Below are 16,732 nucleotides of genomic sequence, written 5' to 3' on the forward strand. Positions count from 1 at the left end.
ACGGCCAGAATGGGCCGTACCGCACCAAGGAGAACATGATGGCCAAGTACCTGCTGCTCAAGCACTACCGTGGCGCGCCGGCATCGGTCAACGACGTGCCCATGGACAAGTGGACACCGGAGGAGATCTCCGCCCACGTGCAGTACATGAACGACTTCGCCGCTCGGCTCGAAAGCACCGGCGAGTTCGTCGACAGTCAGGCACTCTCCCCGGAGGGCACGTTCGTCCGCTACGACGGCGAGGGGCGACCGCCAGTGACCGACGGCCCGTTCGCGGAGACCAAGGACCTGATCGCCGGCTGGATGGTGATCGACGTCGAGACCCACGAGCGGGCACTCGAACTGGCCGGCGAGCTGTCCGCGGCCCCGGGTGCGGACGGGAAACCGATCCACGAATGGCTCGAGGTGCGTCCGTTCCTGGCCGCGCACCCGACCGTCACGGAGTGACGCACGGTGGACGACGCCCTTCTGCGGACCCTCACCCCCACCGTGATCGGCGTCCTCGTTCGTCGCGGAGCAGACTTCGCGGCGGCCGAGGACGCCGTGCAGGACGCTCTGATCGAGGCCGTGCGTGCGTGGCCGGACGACCCACCGCGCGACCCCAAGGGCTGGCTGGTCACCGTGGCCTGGCGCAAGTTTCTCGACGCCACGCGCGCGGATTCCTCGCGGCGGCACCGCGAGGAACGTGTCGACGCCGAGCCCTCCCCCGGCCCGGGCGAGGCGGTGGACGACACACTCCAGCTGTACTTCCTGTGCGCGCACCCGTCGCTGACACCCGCTTCGGCCGTCGCGCTGACGCTGCGCGCGGTCAGCGGCCTGACCACGCGTCAGATCGCGCAGGCCTACCTCGTGCCCGAGTCGACGATGGCCCAGCGGATCAGCAGGGCCAAGCGGACCGTCTCGGACGTGCGGTTCAACCAGCCCGGTGACGTCGCGACGGTGTTGCGCGTGCTCTACCTGGTCTACAACGAGGGCTATGGCGGCAGTATCGATCTCGCCGCCGAGGCTATCCGGCTTACTCGCCAGCTGGCGGCCAAGACCAACCACGAGGAGGTCGCGGGCCTGCTCGCGCTCATGCTGCTCCACCACGCACGGCGCCCGGCGCGGACCCGCACCGACGGCAGCCTCGTGCCTCTTGCCGAGCAGGACCGCAGTCTGTGGGACACCCGCCTGATCGCCGAGGGCGTCGTCGTACTCCAGTCGGCCCTCGCCCGCGACCGACTGGGCGAGTTCCAGGCCCAAGCCGCCATTGCTGCGCTCCACGCCGACGCCCGAACGTCCGCGGAGACCGACTGGGTGCAGATCGTCGAGTGGTACGACGAACTGGTGCGCCTCACCGACAGCCCGGTGGCCCGCCTCAACCGGGCCGTCGCCGTCGGCGAGGCAGATGGCCCGAGGGCGGGCCTGGCCGCCCTGTCGGGGCTCGACCCCGCTCTGCCCCGGCACTCCGCGGCCGCGGCGTACCTACACGAGCGCGACGGGGACCCGGCCACCGCAGCACGGCTCTACGCCGAAGCAGCCCGGTCGGCGCCCAACCTCCCCGAACGGGACCACCTCACGCGACAGGCCGCTCGGCTCAACGCACACCTGCGTAGTTGAGCAGCGACCACACCGTCTCGTATGCGCTGGTTATGTGGTGATCGGCTGTGGAAAGGGAGCGTGATGGTTGTGGTGACGACGGTTGCTGCGGGCCTTGGTGACCCCGCGAATTCGTTAAAACAGGGTGTTCCGTCACGGTCCGAGTCAACCACCGGCGACGGAAGAAGATGAAGGGCGCTGACGGTGGGTGCGCGATTCCTGTTCGCTGCCGACCGCTACTCGGCTGAACGCCAGGGCGAGTCGCTCCACTCCCCCTGGCATTCAGCCGGCCCCGGCAGCGCCCTCTCCCCTACTCCGGCGTCGGCCTGAGGCCCGTTGCGTCCAAGCCCTTCGAACAAGTTGTGAGCTAGTCGAGAGGTGCAGACAAGGGTCCCACTACCCCGACGCCGCGGGGTGACCACCAAAATTCGGGTAATCGACGCGTTCCGTCCGAGTCAGAGTCATACCGTCGAATTTTTTGGGGACTTGATGCGGCGATTTCCGACGAGCCTGCAGGAGTCGCAGATGGTGGGAATGCCACGAGCTGGTCACGCGTCCCCCCCACCCCAGGCACGGCCCTGCCGCCGAGTTCGCCACTCCCCCGCTGAACGCAAAATACACGCGTCAGAACCAGCCTTTACGCTTCGCCCAGACGAGCAGTGCCCCGGACATCGCGAGCATCACGAGCAGGATCGCGGCAACCGAGAGCCATTGCGTCCGTTCGTTCACGATCACATTCATGCCGATGATCGAGGACAGAGCAGTAATCGGCAGCGTGACGGCCGCGATGACGGCGAGTCGCTCGGCAGCGATGGTCATTTTGGTGTTCGTGCGCGCCTGGTAGAACTCGATCGTGCCCTGGAGGTAGTCCTTCTGGCCCTTGGCCATCACGGTCAGATGCTGGAACTGGTCGACCGCGTCGAGCAGGAGATCCTGCCCCTTGCCGGCGCCGAACGCCTCGATGGTGACCATGCGGCCGTAGACCTCTCGGCTCAACGCGGCCATGGTGCCGACCGTGAGCAGACCGTGTCGGACTCGGAACATCTCGTCGAGAAAGGTTTCCGGATTGCCGAGGTGCCCGCCGGTGACCTGTTGCTCGAGCTTCCACACGTCCTTGGTCAGCTCGGCGGTGTACGCCCGCATCCGAGCCGTCAACGCGGCGAGCAACGCGAACGACAACTCGAACGCGGTGCCCGGCTGCAACTTCCCCGACTCCAGCCGGCCCAGCACCGCATTCGCCTCGACCATTGCGGTCGAGGGATCGATCGCCGGATTCACCGGACCGTGCACGGTGACCAGGTACCGGCCGCCGATGAACTGGTCCAGTTCGACGTAGTGCACGTGTCCGTGCGCTCCCGACTGCGGCGCGTGCAGAACCACGAAGAAGTGGTCCTCGTACCTGTGCACCTTCGGGACCTGATTGCGGTTCATCGAATCCCGCACGGCGAGAGGATGGAAGCCGAAAATCGTGGTCAAAGCGTCGTTCGCCTGGTCGTCCCAGGTCGGGACATCCACCCAGACCAATCCGTCGGGGCGGTCGAGCAACGCCCTCAGTTCCGTCACCGCACACGAACGCACACCGTCACGGGAGATGAAGCGGACGTCCATATCGGCCTCCTCGCCACGACGGACAGACCATCTCCTCTGTCATAGCACCCGCACGGCGGATGCGAGGACAGAGGAGACTGAGGGCGTGGCTGACGACAAAATTGCGCTGGTTGTGGTGGATGCTGCGAACGTCGTCGGCTCGCGACCCGACGGTTGGTGGCGTGATCGTGCCGGTGCGGCCCGACGATTGCTCGCCAAGCTCGGCACCCTCGAACAGCGCCTGGACCAGCCCGCCGAGGTGGTGGTCGTCCTCGAGGGCGCGGCGAAGGCCGCGGTCACCGGTGAGACCAACCCGGAATTCGAGGGCCTGCACGTGGTATCGGCGGTCGGTTCGGGCGACGACGCGATCGTCGACGTGGTGGCCGCAGCCGCCGAGGAGGACGGCGACCGGCCGATCACCGTCGTCACCGCAGACCGAGAACTCCGCGACCGAGTCGAGGCACTCGGGGCCAGAACAATCGGTCCGCGCTGGCTCCTGGACCACATCGACTCCTGACGGTCTTACCACTCAGCGGCGGTGCGGCGACCGCTTTCCGTCGGGGGTGACCACGAGGTCGAGGATGCGGCCACGGACCTTCCTCCGCACCAACCCCCACCGCCCGTGATCGGCCAGGGCGGCACGAGCCGCGTTGTATCCACACATACCGTGGACACCGCCGCCCGGATGGGTGGCCGAGCTGGCCAGATACAGCCGGTCGATGGACGTGTAGGGCCCGGACGAACCCGGGGTCGGGCGGAAGACGAGCTGCTGGTACAGCTGGGCGGTGCCGCCGTTGACGGCGCCGCCGTGCAGGTTCGCGTTGCTCGCCTCGAGGTCGCCCGGACGCTGCACATTGCGACCCACCACGCGCTCGGCAAATCCCGGCGCGTGCGATTCGAGCATCGCGTCCACTCGGTGCCCCAGCAACTCGGCCGATTCGTCGTCCGTGATTCCCCGCGGCAGATGCGTGTAGGCCCAGGCGCTTTCGGTTCCCTCGGGCGAGCGGCTGGGATCGGACGTCGTCATCTGACCGAACAGCAGGAACGGGTGGGTCGGGATCACCCCTGTGGTCAGGTCGGCCATCCACCGGACCAGTCCGTTGTCGTCGGCACCCAGATGCACGGTTCCGGCGGATTCGAGGCTCCGCGACCGCCACGGAATCTTGCGGTCCAGAGCGTAGTTCACCTTGACGACGGGGGTATCCCATTCGAACTTCTCGAGGTCTGCACGGACGCCCGCAGGGACAGCGGAGGAATCCAGCAGCCGTCCGTAGAGTGCGGGCGCGGAGACATCGGCGAGCACCGCGCGCCTGACCAGATAGCGGTCGCCGCCCGCGGTCCGAACCTCTGTCGCCACTCCCCCGGTTGCCTCGATCGACGTCACCTCCTCGCCGCACCGAATTTCCGCGCCGTTCCGTCTCGCTCGTTCCGCCATCGCGGCGGAGAGGGCGCCGGCCCCACCGACCGGGACGACGTACCCGTCGTCCTGCGCGAGCATGGTCAGGAGATATCCCATGACTCCGCTCCCCGGTGCGTCGACCGGGGTGTCGGCGTGCATTGCGTTGCCCAGCAACAACACCCGGGCCGATTCTCCGTCGAACAGCTCGTGCGTCATCCGGCGTGCGGGCAGCATGAGGAAACGCAGGAGCCGGAGAGCTTCCGCGGTGCCGAGCTGCGACAACAGTCGCCGTGGTCCCCGTACAGGCGGAAACGGGCTGAACAGGGTGTCGAGGAACGGTTCCTTCACGTCCTTCCACTGCTCGAAGAGGCGGAGCCACGCCTGTCCGTCCCCCGGTTGCCTGCGCTCGAGGTCGGCCGCGGTGTCTGCCGGATCCCCGTGGATCAGCGGGGCGTCGTCGTCGTGCGGGTGCCTGGGGTGCCCGACCGCGGCGGGCGCCTGGCTCCATCGCAGACCGACACCTTCGAGGTCGAGGTGCCGGATCGCCGGTGAGACCGCTGCCAGGGGATAGAACGCACTGAACAGGTCGGTGCGGAAACCCGGGAAGAGTTCGGCCGACCTGACGGCGCCACCCGGCTCGGGTTGTTGTTCGAGGAGGACGACGTCCCAGCCGGCCTCCGCCAGGGTGGCCGTTGCGGCGAGACCGTTGGGTCCGGCCCCGATGACGACAGCGTCGACAGTCCGCACTGTCACGGCGTCAGGGTTTCGTGTTTCGCTCGGCGAGGAACGAGAGCCGGCGTAGACACTCCAGATTTCGCGGGAGGACCGCGAGGTCTTGCGCCGTCTGCGGAACCCACTTCAACGGAACGGAGGCTGCGGCCTCGGACATCCGGAGGTGGCAGCCGGATCCACGCGGCTCGAGTCGCAGTCGCACGACAGCTTTCGTAGGCGTCACCTGGGCGAGCAGCCGAAGTTCACGGTCCTCTTCGGCGAAGAGGACCTCGGTGGAGTCGTCGATCAACGCGGGCCAGGCGCCGACGGAATGGTGCAGACGGCTCCCGACGGCGGGCCATTCGGCGGAGACGGCACGCATGCGTGACGCTCCGACCACCCAGGACGGGTACAGCCACCCGTTGGCGAGAACGGACCACACGTCCGAAGCCGACGCCGACGTGTCGTGTTGTGCCTCGATGACGACCACTCCCTCGAATGAGTACTTGACGGACTCTCCGCGCTTACCCACGTTCATCGCATCGAAAACTGTGGTTTGCTCGAGCCTATGTCTGCGGAATCCGCGTCCACCACCCGAGCAGCGCTGTTCGACGTCGACGGCACCCTGGTCGACTCCAATTACCTGCACGTCCGAGCGTGGCAGCGGGCGTTCCGGGAGGTCGGGCACGATGTGGACGCGTGGCGGGTGCATCGTGCGATCGGACTGGATTCTTCGCTACTCCTGCAATCGCTTCTCGGTGACGATGCGGACGAGCTCGGGGACCGCGCGAAGGATCTCCACACGACGTATTACCTCGGCGCGCGGGACAGCATGCGGCCGCTGTCCGGGGCACGGGAACTGATCCGGGAATTGCACGGGCGCGGTGTGCAGGTCGTCCTTGCCACTTCCGCCCCGGAGGAGGAGCTGGATGTGCTGCGGGAGATCTTGTCGGTCGACTCGTACATCGCTCACACCACGTCGTCCGAGGACGTCGATCATGCCAAGCCGGATCCTGGGGTGGTCCGTGCGGCGATGGACCGAGCGTCCTCGTCGCCCGACACTGCGGTGATGGTGGGCGACGCTGTGTGGGACGGCAAGGCGGCGTCCCGGGCCGGTGTCACGTTCGTCGGTCTCCTCAGCGGGGGTATTTCCCGCGCCGAGTTGACGGAGGCCGGCGCGGCGGCGGTGTTCGAGGACGCACAGGACCTACTGGACAACCTCGAGTCCAGTCCGCTGGCGAAGCTGCTGGTGTCCTAGGCTCCGCGCGACGACCACGCCTGCGCGATCTCGGGATACGCGTCGGCGATCTCGTCGACACGCTCGTCGGTCGCGGTGTCTATCTCGGCTCGGTGGCGCTGCGCTGTGACCAACGGACCCTCCGATCCCCCGGATTCGGAACCACCGGCAGGCGCGTCCGCCTCCCATTCGTGGATCACCTCGTCGAGGCGCAGTGCGACGAATTGCTTCTTGCTCTCAGCCATCATCTGTTCCTTTCGTTGCGTTCGCAGGCGGCGTGCTTTCAGTGCTGCGCTCCTACGCCCTCCCCGGCCGCGAACCGCGATTCTGAATCGGTGACCAGTCCGATCGCCACAAGTGGGCGGGGGAAGAGCAGATCGGTGAGGTAGGCGAGAGCGACCGCCCAGCGATTGGCCGCGTTCGGCATGGCGTACAGGTGGTAGGCGCGCGTGACCACCTTCGCGAGGAACCCCGACAGCTGGATGCCGAGAGGATTCGCGACGGCGAACCCCGGGCCGAGATCCACGACGAGACCCATGTCGCGGTGGCTGTACGGTTTCGGGTCGCCGACGCCCAGGCTGGCCGCGACGTTGCTGGCCAGGGCCTGCCCTTGCCGGACGGCGTGCTGGGCGGTGGGTGGGGTGATCGACCCGCTGTTCTTCGGATCGGGAACAGCTGCGGCGTCGCCGCCCGCGAACACGTCGGGATGCCCGTCCACCGAGAGGTCGGGGCGCACCGTCAACCTTCCCTTCTCGGTGGGTAATCCGAGCGTGTCGATGAGGGGGCTGGCGGTCACTCCCGTCACCCAGGCGACGGTGCGGGTGGGGATCACGGTGCCGTCGTCGAGCGTGACGTGTTCGGGTCCGAGTTCCGTGAGGGTGGTTTCCAGTCGTACGTCGATGCCGCGGGAGCGCAGCACATCCAGTACCTTGCCGCCCAGCTTCTCCCCCACCTCCGGCATCACCTTGTCGGCGGCGTCGAGCAGCAGGAACCGGATCTTCGCGGGGTCGAGGTTTCGCCGCGCGGCCGCTTCGTCGGCGAGGGCGCGCAGTTGGGCGGTGAGTTCCGTGCCCGCGTAGGAGGCACCCACTACGACGACCGTCCGGCGGGCGTCGGCGACCGAAGGATCGGTGTCCCGCTCGGCGAGTTCGATCTGGGTGAGGAGCTGGTCGCGGAAGTACAGCGCCTCGGCCGGCGTCTTGAGTCCCCTGGCGTGCTCGGCGAGACCGGGAATGTCGAACAGGCGCGTCACCGACCCGGGGGTGAGCACCACCCGGTCCCAGGCCACGTCCTCGACGCCCTGCTCACAGTCGGTCACGTGCACGGTGCGGGCCTCGAAGTCGACGGAATCGACGTTGCCCTTCACCAGTTCGACGTTCGGCAGCGCCTCGGACAGCGGAACGGTGACGAACCGTGCGTCCAGGATTCCGCCCGCCACCTCGGGCAGGAGCGGTGTGTAGAGCATGTAGTCGTGCGCCGAGATCATGGTGATGCGGCTATCGGTCCCCCGGAGGCGCCGCGTGAGAGCGCGTGCGCATTCGAATCCGGCGAAGCCGCTTCCCACCACGACGATGCGAGTTGGCTCTCCAGCTGATTCGTGGGTCATACAGAACACTGTCCCCAACCTGGCGTCGAACCAAACAATCTCCGGCGGCGCGGCATCGCGGTGTGAGGACGGCGATTCCGGGTACTCGCCGTACGAGAGTGATCGACGTGATCGAATGTGAAGGGCGGGAACATGAGTGCTGTGTCGAAGGCAATGTACAAACCGTTGGCGCTGGCCGCGAGTGTCGCCGGCGGAATCGCGGCCAGTGCGGCCTTCGGTCAGGTGTGGAAGCGCGTCGCCGGCGAATCCGAGGCTCCCGACCCCAAGGATCTCACACGCAGCACCCGCGAGGTGCTGATCGCGGCGGCCGTGCAGGGCACCGTATTCGGCCTGGTCAAGGCGGCGGTAGACCGTGCAGGCGCGCAGGGATACCGGAAGCTCGCCCACGCCGACCCCCGGTAGATCGAGGCAGTTGTCACGGAACACCCCTAGGCTGAGCCGATGCGTACTCGTTTCGCGGAAAACCTCGACAGCCTGTCCGGCGATCTCGCCTCCATGTGCCGGCTGTCCGTTACCGCGATGTCGGAGGCGAGCGACGCACTGCTGCAGGCAGACCTCGAGCTCGCCGAGCACGTCATCGATGTGAGCGGCGAACTCGACGATGCCGCGGCGCACTGGGAGAAGCGGGCCTTCGCACTGCTGGCGCTGCAGGCGCCGGTCGCGCACGACCTCCGGTTCATGGTCGGCGGCCTCCACATCTCCGCGGATCTGCACCGCATGGGCGGACTCGCGGTGCACATCGCGAAGATCGCCCGCCGACGGCATCCCGACCACGTCGTTCCTGACGAGGTCCTGGACGTGTTCACCGAGATGGGCGCCGTCGCCGTCGCGCAGGCGAAGGAGACGGAGCAGGTTCTGCAACACCGCGATCCCGAACGCGCACGCGAATTGCTGACGGCGGACGAGGCGATGGACGAACTCCATCGGAGCCTGTTCACGATCACCCAGGCCGAGGACTGGCCGCACGGTGTCCAGTCGGCCGTCGACATCACCCTGCTCGGCCGCTTCTACGAGCGGTTCTGCGACCACACGGTCGAGATCGGCAGGCGCGTCATCTTCCTCGAGACGGGCAGCCTGCCCGAACAGTGAGCGCGGCGCCCGGTCAGCTCAACCCTTCCGCCGCGGCCACCGAGGGCACCGGACCTCGGGTGTAGACGTCGAGGTGGAAGTCCGCGTCCTGGTACGCCCCGGCACGGTGGAGGCCGTCCGTCGCGGCGACCGTCTCGTGCACCGCGCGGCCGGTCTGCGGGTACTCGGGTACCGGATGCTGCCAGTGGACCGCCACGAGAGTGCCACCGACTTCCAGGGCGTCGACGGCACGTCCCAGCGTGGTGGCGAGGTCGGCGGGCGTCAGGTAGTACAGCACCTCACTGAGCACGACGAGGTCGAAGGCGCCGGGCGGCCACGGGTCGAGCAGCGATGCGAGGCCGAGTTCCACCCGGTCGGCCACTCCTTCGCGCCGCAGACGGTCCCGTGCGCTCTCCAGGGCGCGCGGAACCACGTCCGTTGCGACGACCCGGTCGCAGCGCCGCGCCAGGTGCGCCGTGAGCACGCCGATAGAGCACCCCGGTTCGAACGCCCGCCGATAGTGCGGACGGGGCAGGGCCGCGAGAGTGAGCGCGTACTTGCGGCGCTCGTACCACCGTTCGTCGAAGCCCCACGGGTCCGCCGAGTCCGCGTACATCGTCTCGAAGTAGCCGGGATCCATCGCGCTCACCACAGCACCCATTCCGTTGTCCGCATCAGTCTCGCGAGCACCCACGGCGGGAGGATCGCGGCGTCCCGCGGGTCCTCGGACAGCGGGAGGATCTGGGTCCGGAATTCGTCGACGGCACGGCGTTTGCGTGCCAGGATCTCGGCGGCCGGGGTCAGGACGCGTATCCGGTTCCAGGGCACCGCCGGATCGGCAGGCCGGGCCCAGTGCCACATCCAGACCGGATACTCGATCAGTCGGTGCCCGGTGATCGAACAAGCTGCTGCCGCAGCTCGCCCAGTGGCTTCGTGATCGGGGTGGCCGTCCCCTCGCCAGGTCGCGAGCACCCACACCCTCTCCCCTTCACCGGAGGTCGCGGTGAGCACGTCCACGAGGCCGGTGGTGAGTGCGTGCTCGTGTGCGCTCACCCCGCCGTCCGGTATTCCGAGTCGCAGTGGTTCCCCGACACCCAACAGTGCTGTCGCCTGGTTCGATTCGGCGATCCGGGCGGCGGCCAGGGCGTCGGGCGACAGCGTCGGCGAGTCCGGGTGGGACGCCGCACCGTCCGTCACCGCCACCACCACGACGGGTATGCCCGCGGCCGCGGCGGCGGCCATCAGCGCGCCCACGCCGAGTACCTCGTCGTCGGGATGTGGTGCGACGACGACCAACCGGTCGCATTCCGCGAGTGGTACCGGCAAGAAGCGGGTGGACGCCAGCCACGGCTGCCATTCGTCCTCCGGTGTGCCGCGCGCGGCCACGGGAATCTCCCGGAACCTGGTGCCGTTGTCCACTGTCAGTCCTCCCCCGCGACGAGTGCGCCGAGTGTCGCGAGATCGCGTTCGGCGTGGGATTGCCGGATGTAGACGAGGAGGTCCGCGACGTTGCGGGCATGGTCGGCGTCGGTCGCGAGCGGCGCGGCGCCCAGCGCTCGGCCGACGCGGTCGATCACCTCGCTCGCGGTCCGTTCGATCAGCGCCCGCATCCGGAACGCGCGCACCTGGGCGGATTTCCGGTCGAGGGGGCTCGCGTCCACCTCCCCGGCCGCCGATTCGAGTGCCCATCGTGCCGCGCTGACGGCGACGTCGATCGCGCCGAGGTGCGCGAGCTGGTGACTGTCCGCGCGGCCACTCCGGGCCCGCACCCGCAGCGGTTCCGCGACGGCGAGTGCGCCCCCGAACCAGCACGCCGCCACCCCGATGCCGCCGTGCCAGAACCCGGGACGATCCAGGTACTCGTCGGGCGCGCCCACCGGTCGCGCGGGAACACCGTCGAACGTCACCGACTCGGTGTCGGTCGCCGCCATGCCCGGATTCCGCCAGCCTCCGCGTCCCGCCGTGACCCCCGGTTCCCGCAGATCGACGGCGAACAGGCGGGGTTGCCCGTCGACTCGTGCCGTGACCAGGGCATGCGTGCACATCGACGCCCCGGAGCACCATGCCTTCGTCCCCCGCAGGCGCCACCCGGTGACGTCGCGGGACGCGTGCAGGACGGGGTGTGGTGGCTCGCTGGCCCACACGCCCCAGAATTCGTTCCGGCCGGAGCGGGTGCCGTCGACTTCGGCGAGGATCGCGTCCGCGTCGGCGTGTGCCTCGAGGAGCCGGCCGACCGAGAGGTCGTGGCGGCACCATTGCGTCAGCCGTGCCCACCGGGCTGCGGTCGAGCCTCCGCCGGGCAGCGGCAGTTCCGCGTCCCCCGCACCGATGATCGCCCGCACTGCGGCGTCGGTGGGGCTGCTGCCGTGGGTGACGTCGGCGCTCATCGGTCCTGCAGTCCTTCGAGGTACGTGGCGAAACCCTGCGGCGCGCGGGCGTCGACTCGCGCAGATGTCTCCACCGGGGCATCGATACTCCACACCACGTTCGCTCCCCGCTCGACCATCCGCTGCACCAGATCCACGTCCTCGTGCGCGGGCAGTGCGGCAAACCCTCCCGCCGCCCGATACAGGTCCGCGGAGAATCCGAGGGACGCGCCGTGCACGTGCCCGTGGGCGGCGCCGGACCGGTAGGCGCTGCCGTACCGCGACCGGACGTGGTCGGGCCACCCCGACCAGTCGGTGACCGCCACCGTGCCCGCCACCAACTGCGCCCCACGACTCGCGTGTTGCAGGTGGGACGACAGCCAGTGCGCGGGGACGCGCGAGTCGGCGTCCGTCGTGGCGAACCACTCGTGCGGGCGCGGGGCGACCGACTCGAAACCCGCACGCCGGGCCGCTCCGACGTTCCGCGCACCCAGGACCACGACGTCGACACCCGCCCTGCGGACGACGGCTTCACTGCCGTCGGTGCACCCGTCGAGCACCACCACTGTCGTGACCGGCACGGACACCGCCTGCGCGGCGGTATGCAGGCCCTCCAGGCAGCGCGGCAGCAACGCTTCCTCGTCGTGGGCGGGCACGACCACCGTGATGTGCTCGACGCGCATGACGTCCCTTCCTGATCACTCACTGTTTCCGGGTTCAGCAAGTACCCAGTCCGTCGTCAGGGGAACCACAGCCGTGGCACCGCCGAGACTGATTCGGGATCCGTCACCGCGGGTAACCTCCCGCCATGAATGTCGCGGACAGCCCCCGCTACCGGAAGATCACCCTCACCGTGGACGGTGAGGAACGGACACTCGAAGTCGACACCCGCACGACGCTGCTCGACGCGCTTCGCGATCACCTCGGGGTGACCGCGCCCAAGAAGGGCTGCGACCACGGCCAGTGCGGCTCGTGCACCGTCCTCCTCGACGGCAGACGGGTCACGCCCTGCCTCACGTTCGCCGTCGCCCACGACGGGGACCGCGTCGTCACCGCGCACGGACTGGCCGACGGAGAGGTGCTGCATTCCGTTCAGCAGGCGTTCGTCGAGCAGGACGGACTGCAGTGTGGTTATTGCACGCCCGGTCAGATCTGTTCGGCGATCGGGATGTTCGACGAGTTCCTGGCCCTGCACCCGAGCGCCGTCACCGAGAACCTGACCGCTCCGCCCGAACTCACCGACGACGAGATACGGGAGCGGATGAACGGAAACCTCTGCCGGTGCGGCGCGTACCCGAACATCCTCGCGGCGATCAGGCAGGCGGCGGAGGCGTGATTCCCTTCGATTACGAACGGGCCACCGACGTCGACAGTGCCGTCGCCACGGTCACGGGTGACCCGCGGGCGTCGTTCCTCGCCGGCGGCACCAACCTCGTCGACCACATGAAGCTCGGGGTGGCGCACCCGCATCTCCTCGTCGATGTGAGCCGTCTTCCCCTCGACGACGTCGCCGAACTCCCGGACGGCGGGCTCCGTATCGGGGCGGCCGTCCGCAACAGCGATCTCGCCGCGCACGACGTCGTCCGCGCCCGGTACCCGATGCTGTCGCGCGCACTCCTCTCCGGTGCGTCGGGCCAGCTGCGCAACGTCGCGACCACGGCGGGAAATCTGCTTCAGCGGACTCGCTGCGTGTACTTCCAGGACGTCACCACGCCCTGCAACAAGCGGGAGCCCGGCACCGGGTGTTCCGCGATCGGCGGTTACGTCCGCTACCACGCCATTCTCGGCGCGTCGGAGCACTGCGTCGCGGTGCACCCGTCCGACATGGCCGTCGCGATGACGGCGCTCGACGGTGTCGTGGTGGTGCGCAGTGCCGACGGTGACCGGCGAATCCCGCTGAGCGAGTTCTACCGGCTTCCCGGGGACCGGCCCGACCGCGACACGGTCCTCGCGCACGGTGATCTCGTGACGGCCGTGGAGCTGCCCCCGCCGCCTGCCGGGAACCGGTCCGCGTACCGGAAGGTGCGTGACCGTGCCTCGTTCGCGTTCGCGGTGGTGTCGGTGGCCGCCGAGCTGACGATCGGGGACACGTCGATCACGTCGGCGCGGGTCGCGCTCGGCGGGGTCGCGCACCGACCCTGGCGTGCCACGCTCGCCGAGGAGGTCCTCGTCGGGTCGCCGCCCACGGAGGCCACGTACGCCGAGGCCGCCGCAGCGGAACTCGCCGCGGCACAACCGCTTCCGGGAAACGAATTCAAGGTCGCGCTGACCCGCCGGGTGCTCGCGTCGGTACTTCGTTCACTCGCCGAGGAGGCGCGCCGATGACCCTCGTCGATCCGAAGGTGATCGGGACCTCCGCCGAACGGCTGGACGCCCACGACAAGGTGACCGGCACGGCGTTGTACGCGTTCGAGTACCCGGTGGAGGAGCCGACGTATCTGCATCCGATCCTGTCGACGATCGGACGCGGCCGGGTCACGGCGATGCACACGGCCGACGCGGAAGCCCTGGACGGGGTGCTCGCGGTCCTGACGGTGTTCGATGCGCCTCGCCTCGCAGACACCTCGGACGGGGAACTCGCGATCCTGCAGGACCCCGACGTCCACTTCCGCGGCCAATTCGTGGGTGCGGTGGTCGCGGAGACACCGGAGGTCGCCCGGCACGGCGCGAGCATCGTGCGTGTCGACTACGACGTGGAATCCCACGACACCGACTTCCATTCCGGCCGGGACGACCTGTACGCCCCCGAAGACGTGAACGCGGGGTTCCCGACCGACACCGAGGACGGCGACGTCGACGCGGCACTCGCCGCCGCCGCGGTCACGGTCGATCAGGTGTACTCCACCGCGATGGAACACAACAATCCGATGGAACCGCACGCCGCCATCGCCCGATGGACCCCGGGCGGCAGCGGACCGGTTCTGACGCTGCACGATTCGACGCAGGGCGTCCACTCCGTGCGGCAGACGCTGGCACCGCTGTTCGGACTCGAAGTCGAGCAGATGCGGGTGATCGCCCCGTACGTCGGCGGCGGCTTCGGCTCCAAGGGACTGCCGCACGCGCACGACGTGCTCGTGGTGCTGGCGGCGCAGCGGGTGGACGGCCGGCCGGTGAAGTTCGCGCTCACCCGGCAGCAGATGTTCGCCCTCTCCGCGTATCGCACCCCGACGGTGCAGCACATCCGGCTCGGGGCGGATGCAGACGGACGGCTGACCGCGCTCTCCCACGAGGCGATCGTGCAGTCCGCGAAGATCAAGGAATTCGCCGAACAGGCGGCAGTCCCGTCGCGGCTGATGTACTCCGCGGGCACCCGGTACACCACCCACCGTCTCGCGTCCCTCGACGTGCCCGCCCCCTCCTGGATGCGTGCGCCCGGCGAGACCCCGGGCATGTTCGCGGCCGAGGTGGCGATGGACGAACTGGCCGAGGCCTGCGGACTCGACCCGATCGAACTGCGGATCCGCAACGAACCCGACGTCGACCCGAGTACGGGCCACCCCTGGTCGGGTCGGCGCCTCACCGACTGCCTGCGGGAGGGCGCCCGGCGTTTCGGGTGGGCGGACCGCGACGCGACGGCGCAGGCCCGGTCGGACTCCGAGTGGCAGGTGGGGATGGGCGTCGCGTCCGCAACGTATCCCGCCAACACGTCACCGGGATCGGTTGCCCGGATCGTGTACGAATCCGACGGCACGTACACCGTGCAGATCGGGTCGGTCGACATCGGCACCGGCGCATGGACCGCGCTCACGCAGATCGCCGCCGACGCGCTGGGCTGTCCCCTCGACGCGATCGTCCTGCAGATCGGCGACACGAATCTTCCGTCGGCGACCGTCGCAGGCGGCTCCACGGGTACCAGTTCCTGGGGCAGTGCGATCGTCGCGGCGGCCCGGGCGTTCCGGGACCAGCACGGCACGTCCCCCGCCCCGGGCGCGGCGACGAGTGCGGGGACGCCCGACAACCCCGACGCCGACAAGTTCGCGCTCCACTCGTTCGGTGCCCACTTCGTGGAGGCGCACGTCCACCGGGACACCTGCGAGATCCGCGTCGAACGCATGCTCGGGGTGTTCGCGATCGGCCGGGTGATCAACACCCGCACGGTTCGGTCGCAACTCCTCGGCGGGATGACGATGGGGATCTCGATGGCGCTGCACGAGAGCAGTGTGAACGACCCCCGGTTCGGTCACGTCGTGACCCAGGACCTTGCCTCCTATCACGTCAGCACGCACGCCGACATCAGGTACCTCGACGCGGTGTGCCTCGACGACGTCGACGAGCACGCCAATCCGATGGGATCGAAGGGCGCCGGTGAGATCGGCATCGTCGGGGCAGCGGCCGCGGTGGCGAACGCTGTTCGTCACGCCACCGGGGTGCGGGTTCGGAAGGTGCCGATCCACCTGGACGACCTGCTGCCCGGGTGATCGACCGGTGCTACTGCACGCCCCACGCCTGCGCGAGGGAGGTGCGCAGGTGACTTTTCATCGCACGGATCTTCTGGACATCGGTGGACTTCGGTGCGAGTCCCTCGAGCACGAGTTCCATGAAGCGTCGGCGGCTGACACCGAATCGCTCCAGCAGTTCCGCCGCGCTGGCACCACCGAACGGTGCCCACTGGATCGCGAAGCTGATCATCCACCGGGCATCCGAGCTCACCGAGTGCATCTGCGCGAGCAGATCGCATCGGCGAAGCGCCAGGCGCAGCCAATCGGTGCCGAACGCTTCCTCCGGTTCCTCTGTGATCTGTGTCGTCATGCCGCTCACCGCTGACCGGCGGAGCGGACCGCGAACACCGGCAACTGTTCCGCCGTCGACGCGGGACGGAACTCGACGCGAACCGGACAGTCGGACGGTGCCGGGACGTCGCCGTCGATCCAGGTGTACACCCATGGTCCCTCGTCGAGTTCGACGATCGCGATCGTGCACGGGACGAGGCCACGGTTGGTCTCGTTCACCTCGCGGTGGACCACCTTCGAGGACACGATCGATCCGACGCCGCACGACGGGACCCGCTCGAGGTTCGAACCCTGACACGCGGAGCAGGTGGCCATCAACGGCGCGAGCAGGGTCGTGCAGTTGAGGCAGCGCTGGATCATCAGTTCGCATTTCTGGGCAAGACCCTGCCAGCGGGTCATGCCGTCCGTGGTCACGCCGTCACCCCCGTGAATTCCTGCCCCACCACCTCGT

The 16,732-nt window shown here is 68.8% G+C and carries 20 protein-coding genes; 9 read left to right on the forward strand and 11 right to left on the reverse strand.

Annotated elements, in window-relative coordinates; all coding sequences use genetic code 11:
- Window positions 1-38 precede the first annotated feature (38 nt).
- Both ACNJ7E_RS14645 and ACNJ7E_RS14650 read left to right on the forward strand, forming a co-directional pair.
- A complete protein-coding gene (locus ACNJ7E_RS14645; RefSeq protein ID WP_280783163.1) occupies window positions 39-446 on the forward strand; it encodes a YciI family protein in 408 nt (135 codons plus the stop codon).
- A 6-nt stretch (window positions 447-452) separates the two neighbouring features.
- Window positions 453-1,598, forward strand: a complete 1,146-nt coding sequence (locus ACNJ7E_RS14650) for an RNA polymerase sigma factor (protein WP_280783161.1) — start codon at window positions 453-455, stop codon at window positions 1,596-1,598.
- Between the two features lie 603 nt (window positions 1,599-2,201).
- Here ACNJ7E_RS14650 and ACNJ7E_RS14655 read toward each other — a convergent pair.
- Window positions 2,202-3,185, reverse strand: coding sequence for a magnesium transporter CorA family protein (locus ACNJ7E_RS14655; RefSeq protein WP_280783160.1), 984 nt, complete (start codon window positions 3,183-3,185; stop codon window positions 2,202-2,204).
- Between the two features lie 85 nt (window positions 3,186-3,270).
- On the opposite strand from ACNJ7E_RS14655, the gene ACNJ7E_RS14660 reads away from it, so the two are divergent.
- Complete coding sequence (locus ACNJ7E_RS14660; RefSeq protein ID WP_280783159.1) at window positions 3,271-3,681, forward strand: NYN domain-containing protein; 411 nt, start codon at window positions 3,271-3,273, stop codon at window positions 3,679-3,681.
- 12 nt (window positions 3,682-3,693) lie between these two features.
- On the opposite strand, the gene ACNJ7E_RS14665 is transcribed toward ACNJ7E_RS14660, so the two are convergent.
- The gene (locus ACNJ7E_RS14665) at window positions 3,694-5,316 is read right to left on the reverse strand and encodes a phytoene desaturase family protein (RefSeq protein WP_280783158.1); all 1,623 of its coding nucleotides are present in this window, start codon (window positions 5,314-5,316) and stop codon (window positions 3,694-3,696) included.
- A 4-nt stretch (window positions 5,317-5,320) separates the two neighbouring features.
- Complete coding sequence (locus tag ACNJ7E_RS14670; RefSeq protein WP_317567508.1) at window positions 5,321-5,764, reverse strand: SRPBCC family protein; 444 nt, start codon at window positions 5,762-5,764, stop codon at window positions 5,321-5,323.
- 78 nt (window positions 5,765-5,842) lie between these two features.
- On the opposite strand from ACNJ7E_RS14670, the gene ACNJ7E_RS14675 reads away from it, so the two are divergent.
- Window positions 5,843-6,532: an HAD family hydrolase gene (locus ACNJ7E_RS14675; RefSeq protein WP_418340218.1), complete on the forward strand. Its 690-nt coding sequence runs from the start codon at window positions 5,843-5,845 to the stop codon at window positions 6,530-6,532.
- Here ACNJ7E_RS14675 and ACNJ7E_RS14680 read toward each other — a convergent pair.
- Together ACNJ7E_RS14680 and ACNJ7E_RS14685 are read right to left on the reverse strand one after the other, a co-directional pair.
- A complete protein-coding gene (locus ACNJ7E_RS14680) occupies window positions 6,529-6,756 on the reverse strand; it encodes a hypothetical protein (protein ID WP_280783156.1) in 228 nt (75 codons plus the stop codon). The two genes, ACNJ7E_RS14675 and ACNJ7E_RS14680, sit on opposite strands and share 4 nt — an antisense overlap.
- Before the next feature lie 38 nt (window positions 6,757-6,794).
- On the reverse strand, window positions 6,795-8,117 hold the full coding sequence (locus ACNJ7E_RS14685; protein WP_280783155.1) for an NAD(P)/FAD-dependent oxidoreductase: 1,323 nt from the start codon (window positions 8,115-8,117) through the stop codon (window positions 6,795-6,797).
- A gap of 132 nt (window positions 8,118-8,249) precedes the next feature.
- On the opposite strand from ACNJ7E_RS14685, the gene ACNJ7E_RS14690 reads away from it, so the two are divergent.
- Together ACNJ7E_RS14690 and phoU are read left to right on the forward strand one after the other, a co-directional pair.
- Window positions 8,250-8,519, forward strand: a complete 270-nt coding sequence (locus ACNJ7E_RS14690; protein ID WP_280783154.1) for a DUF4235 domain-containing protein — start codon at window positions 8,250-8,252, stop codon at window positions 8,517-8,519.
- Between the two features lie 39 nt (window positions 8,520-8,558).
- Entirely contained in the window at window positions 8,559-9,206 is a 648-nt protein-coding gene (gene phoU, locus ACNJ7E_RS14695) for a phosphate signaling complex protein PhoU (RefSeq protein ID WP_280783153.1), read from the forward strand.
- Between the two features lie 13 nt (window positions 9,207-9,219).
- On the opposite strand, the gene ACNJ7E_RS14700 is transcribed toward phoU, so the two are convergent.
- From ACNJ7E_RS14700 to ACNJ7E_RS14715, 4 genes are read right to left on the reverse strand one after another with little or no spacing between them, the layout of a single operon-like run.
- Window positions 9,220-9,846, reverse strand: coding sequence for a class I SAM-dependent DNA methyltransferase (locus ACNJ7E_RS14700; protein ID WP_280783152.1), 627 nt, complete (start codon window positions 9,844-9,846; stop codon window positions 9,220-9,222).
- On the reverse strand, window positions 9,831-10,604 hold the full coding sequence (locus ACNJ7E_RS14705) for a PIG-L deacetylase family protein (protein ID WP_280783151.1): 774 nt from the start codon (window positions 10,602-10,604) through the stop codon (window positions 9,831-9,833). The genes ACNJ7E_RS14700 and ACNJ7E_RS14705 overlap by 16 nt, the downstream gene beginning before the upstream one ends.
- Window positions 10,605-10,606: 2 nt before the next feature.
- Window positions 10,607-11,572 (reverse strand): acyl-CoA dehydrogenase family protein, encoded by a 966-nt coding sequence (locus ACNJ7E_RS14710; protein ID WP_280783150.1) that lies wholly within the window; start codon window positions 11,570-11,572, stop codon window positions 10,607-10,609.
- Window positions 11,569-12,234, reverse strand: coding sequence for a glycosyltransferase family 2 protein (locus ACNJ7E_RS14715; protein WP_280783149.1), 666 nt, complete (start codon window positions 12,232-12,234; stop codon window positions 11,569-11,571). The genes ACNJ7E_RS14710 and ACNJ7E_RS14715 overlap by 4 nt, the downstream gene beginning before the upstream one ends.
- Window positions 12,235-12,359: 125 nt before the next feature.
- Between ACNJ7E_RS14715 and ACNJ7E_RS14720 the strand changes: the two genes are divergently transcribed.
- Genes ACNJ7E_RS14720 through ACNJ7E_RS14730 form a run of 3 tightly spaced genes read left to right on the forward strand, consistent with a single transcriptional unit; the run spans window position 12,360 to window position 15,969 of the window.
- On the forward strand, window positions 12,360-12,887 hold the full coding sequence (locus ACNJ7E_RS14720) for a 2Fe-2S iron-sulfur cluster-binding protein (protein ID WP_280783148.1): 528 nt from the start codon (window positions 12,360-12,362) through the stop codon (window positions 12,885-12,887).
- The gene (locus tag ACNJ7E_RS14725) at window positions 12,884-13,876 is read left to right on the forward strand and encodes an FAD binding domain-containing protein (RefSeq protein ID WP_280783147.1); all 993 of its coding nucleotides are present in this window, start codon (window positions 12,884-12,886) and stop codon (window positions 13,874-13,876) included. Before ACNJ7E_RS14720 ends, ACNJ7E_RS14725 begins: the two co-directional genes overlap by 4 nt.
- Window positions 13,873-15,969: a xanthine dehydrogenase family protein molybdopterin-binding subunit gene (locus ACNJ7E_RS14730; RefSeq protein WP_280783145.1), complete on the forward strand. Its 2,097-nt coding sequence runs from the start codon at window positions 13,873-13,875 to the stop codon at window positions 15,967-15,969. Before ACNJ7E_RS14725 ends, ACNJ7E_RS14730 begins: the two co-directional genes overlap by 4 nt.
- Window positions 15,970-15,979: 10 nt before the next feature.
- On the opposite strand, the gene ACNJ7E_RS14735 is transcribed toward ACNJ7E_RS14730, so the two are convergent.
- Both ACNJ7E_RS14735 and ACNJ7E_RS14740 read right to left on the reverse strand, forming a co-directional pair.
- Entirely contained in the window at window positions 15,980-16,300 is a 321-nt protein-coding gene (locus tag ACNJ7E_RS14735; RefSeq protein ID WP_280783144.1) for a hypothetical protein, read from the reverse strand.
- A gap of 5 nt (window positions 16,301-16,305) precedes the next feature.
- Window positions 16,306-16,695: a Zn-ribbon domain-containing OB-fold protein gene (locus tag ACNJ7E_RS14740; RefSeq protein WP_105417507.1), complete on the reverse strand. Its 390-nt coding sequence runs from the start codon at window positions 16,693-16,695 to the stop codon at window positions 16,306-16,308.
- Window positions 16,696-16,732 lie beyond the last annotated feature (37 nt).

The sequence above is a fragment of the Rhodococcus mengyinensis genome (assembly GCF_048381435.1).
Taxonomy (GTDB): Bacteria; Actinomycetota; Actinomycetes; order Mycobacteriales; family Mycobacteriaceae; genus Rhodococcus_F; species Rhodococcus_F opacus_D.

What these genes read in the sequence shown, in the direction of transcription:
- ACNJ7E_RS14645 (WP_280783163.1), top strand. Translation starts at nt 39, where the DNA reads ATGGCCAAGTACCTGCTGCTCAAGCACTACCGTGGCGCGCCGGCATCG.
- ACNJ7E_RS14655 (WP_280783160.1), bottom strand. Translation starts at nt 3,185, where the DNA reads ATGGACGTCCGCTTCATCTCCCGTGACGGTGTGCGTTCGTGTGCGGTG.
- ACNJ7E_RS14675 (WP_418340218.1), top strand. Translation starts at nt 5,843, where the DNA reads ATGTCTGCGGAATCCGCGTCCACCACCCGAGCAGCGCTGTTCGACGTC.
- ACNJ7E_RS14680 (WP_280783156.1), bottom strand. Translation starts at nt 6,756, where the DNA reads ATGGCTGAGAGCAAGAAGCAATTCGTCGCACTGCGCCTCGACGAGGTG.
- ACNJ7E_RS14685 (WP_280783155.1), bottom strand. Translation starts at nt 8,117, where the DNA reads ATGACCCACGAATCAGCTGGAGAGCCAACTCGCATCGTCGTGGTGGGA.
- ACNJ7E_RS14690 (WP_280783154.1), top strand. Translation starts at nt 8,250, where the DNA reads ATGAGTGCTGTGTCGAAGGCAATGTACAAACCGTTGGCGCTGGCCGCG.
- phoU (WP_280783153.1), top strand. Translation starts at nt 8,559, where the DNA reads ATGCGTACTCGTTTCGCGGAAAACCTCGACAGCCTGTCCGGCGATCTC.
- ACNJ7E_RS14700 (WP_280783152.1), bottom strand. Translation starts at nt 9,846, where the DNA reads ATGGGTGCTGTGGTGAGCGCGATGGATCCCGGCTACTTCGAGACGATG.
- ACNJ7E_RS14710 (WP_280783150.1), bottom strand. Translation starts at nt 11,572, where the DNA reads ATGAGCGCCGACGTCACCCACGGCAGCAGCCCCACCGACGCCGCAGTG.
- ACNJ7E_RS14715 (WP_280783149.1), bottom strand. Translation starts at nt 12,234, where the DNA reads ATGCGCGTCGAGCACATCACGGTGGTCGTGCCCGCCCACGACGAGGAA.
- ACNJ7E_RS14720 (WP_280783148.1), top strand. Translation starts at nt 12,360, where the DNA reads ATGAATGTCGCGGACAGCCCCCGCTACCGGAAGATCACCCTCACCGTG.
- ACNJ7E_RS14730 (WP_280783145.1), top strand. Translation starts at nt 13,873, where the DNA reads ATGACCCTCGTCGATCCGAAGGTGATCGGGACCTCCGCCGAACGGCTG.
- ACNJ7E_RS14735 (WP_280783144.1), bottom strand. Translation starts at nt 16,300, where the DNA reads ATGACGACACAGATCACAGAGGAACCGGAGGAAGCGTTCGGCACCGAT.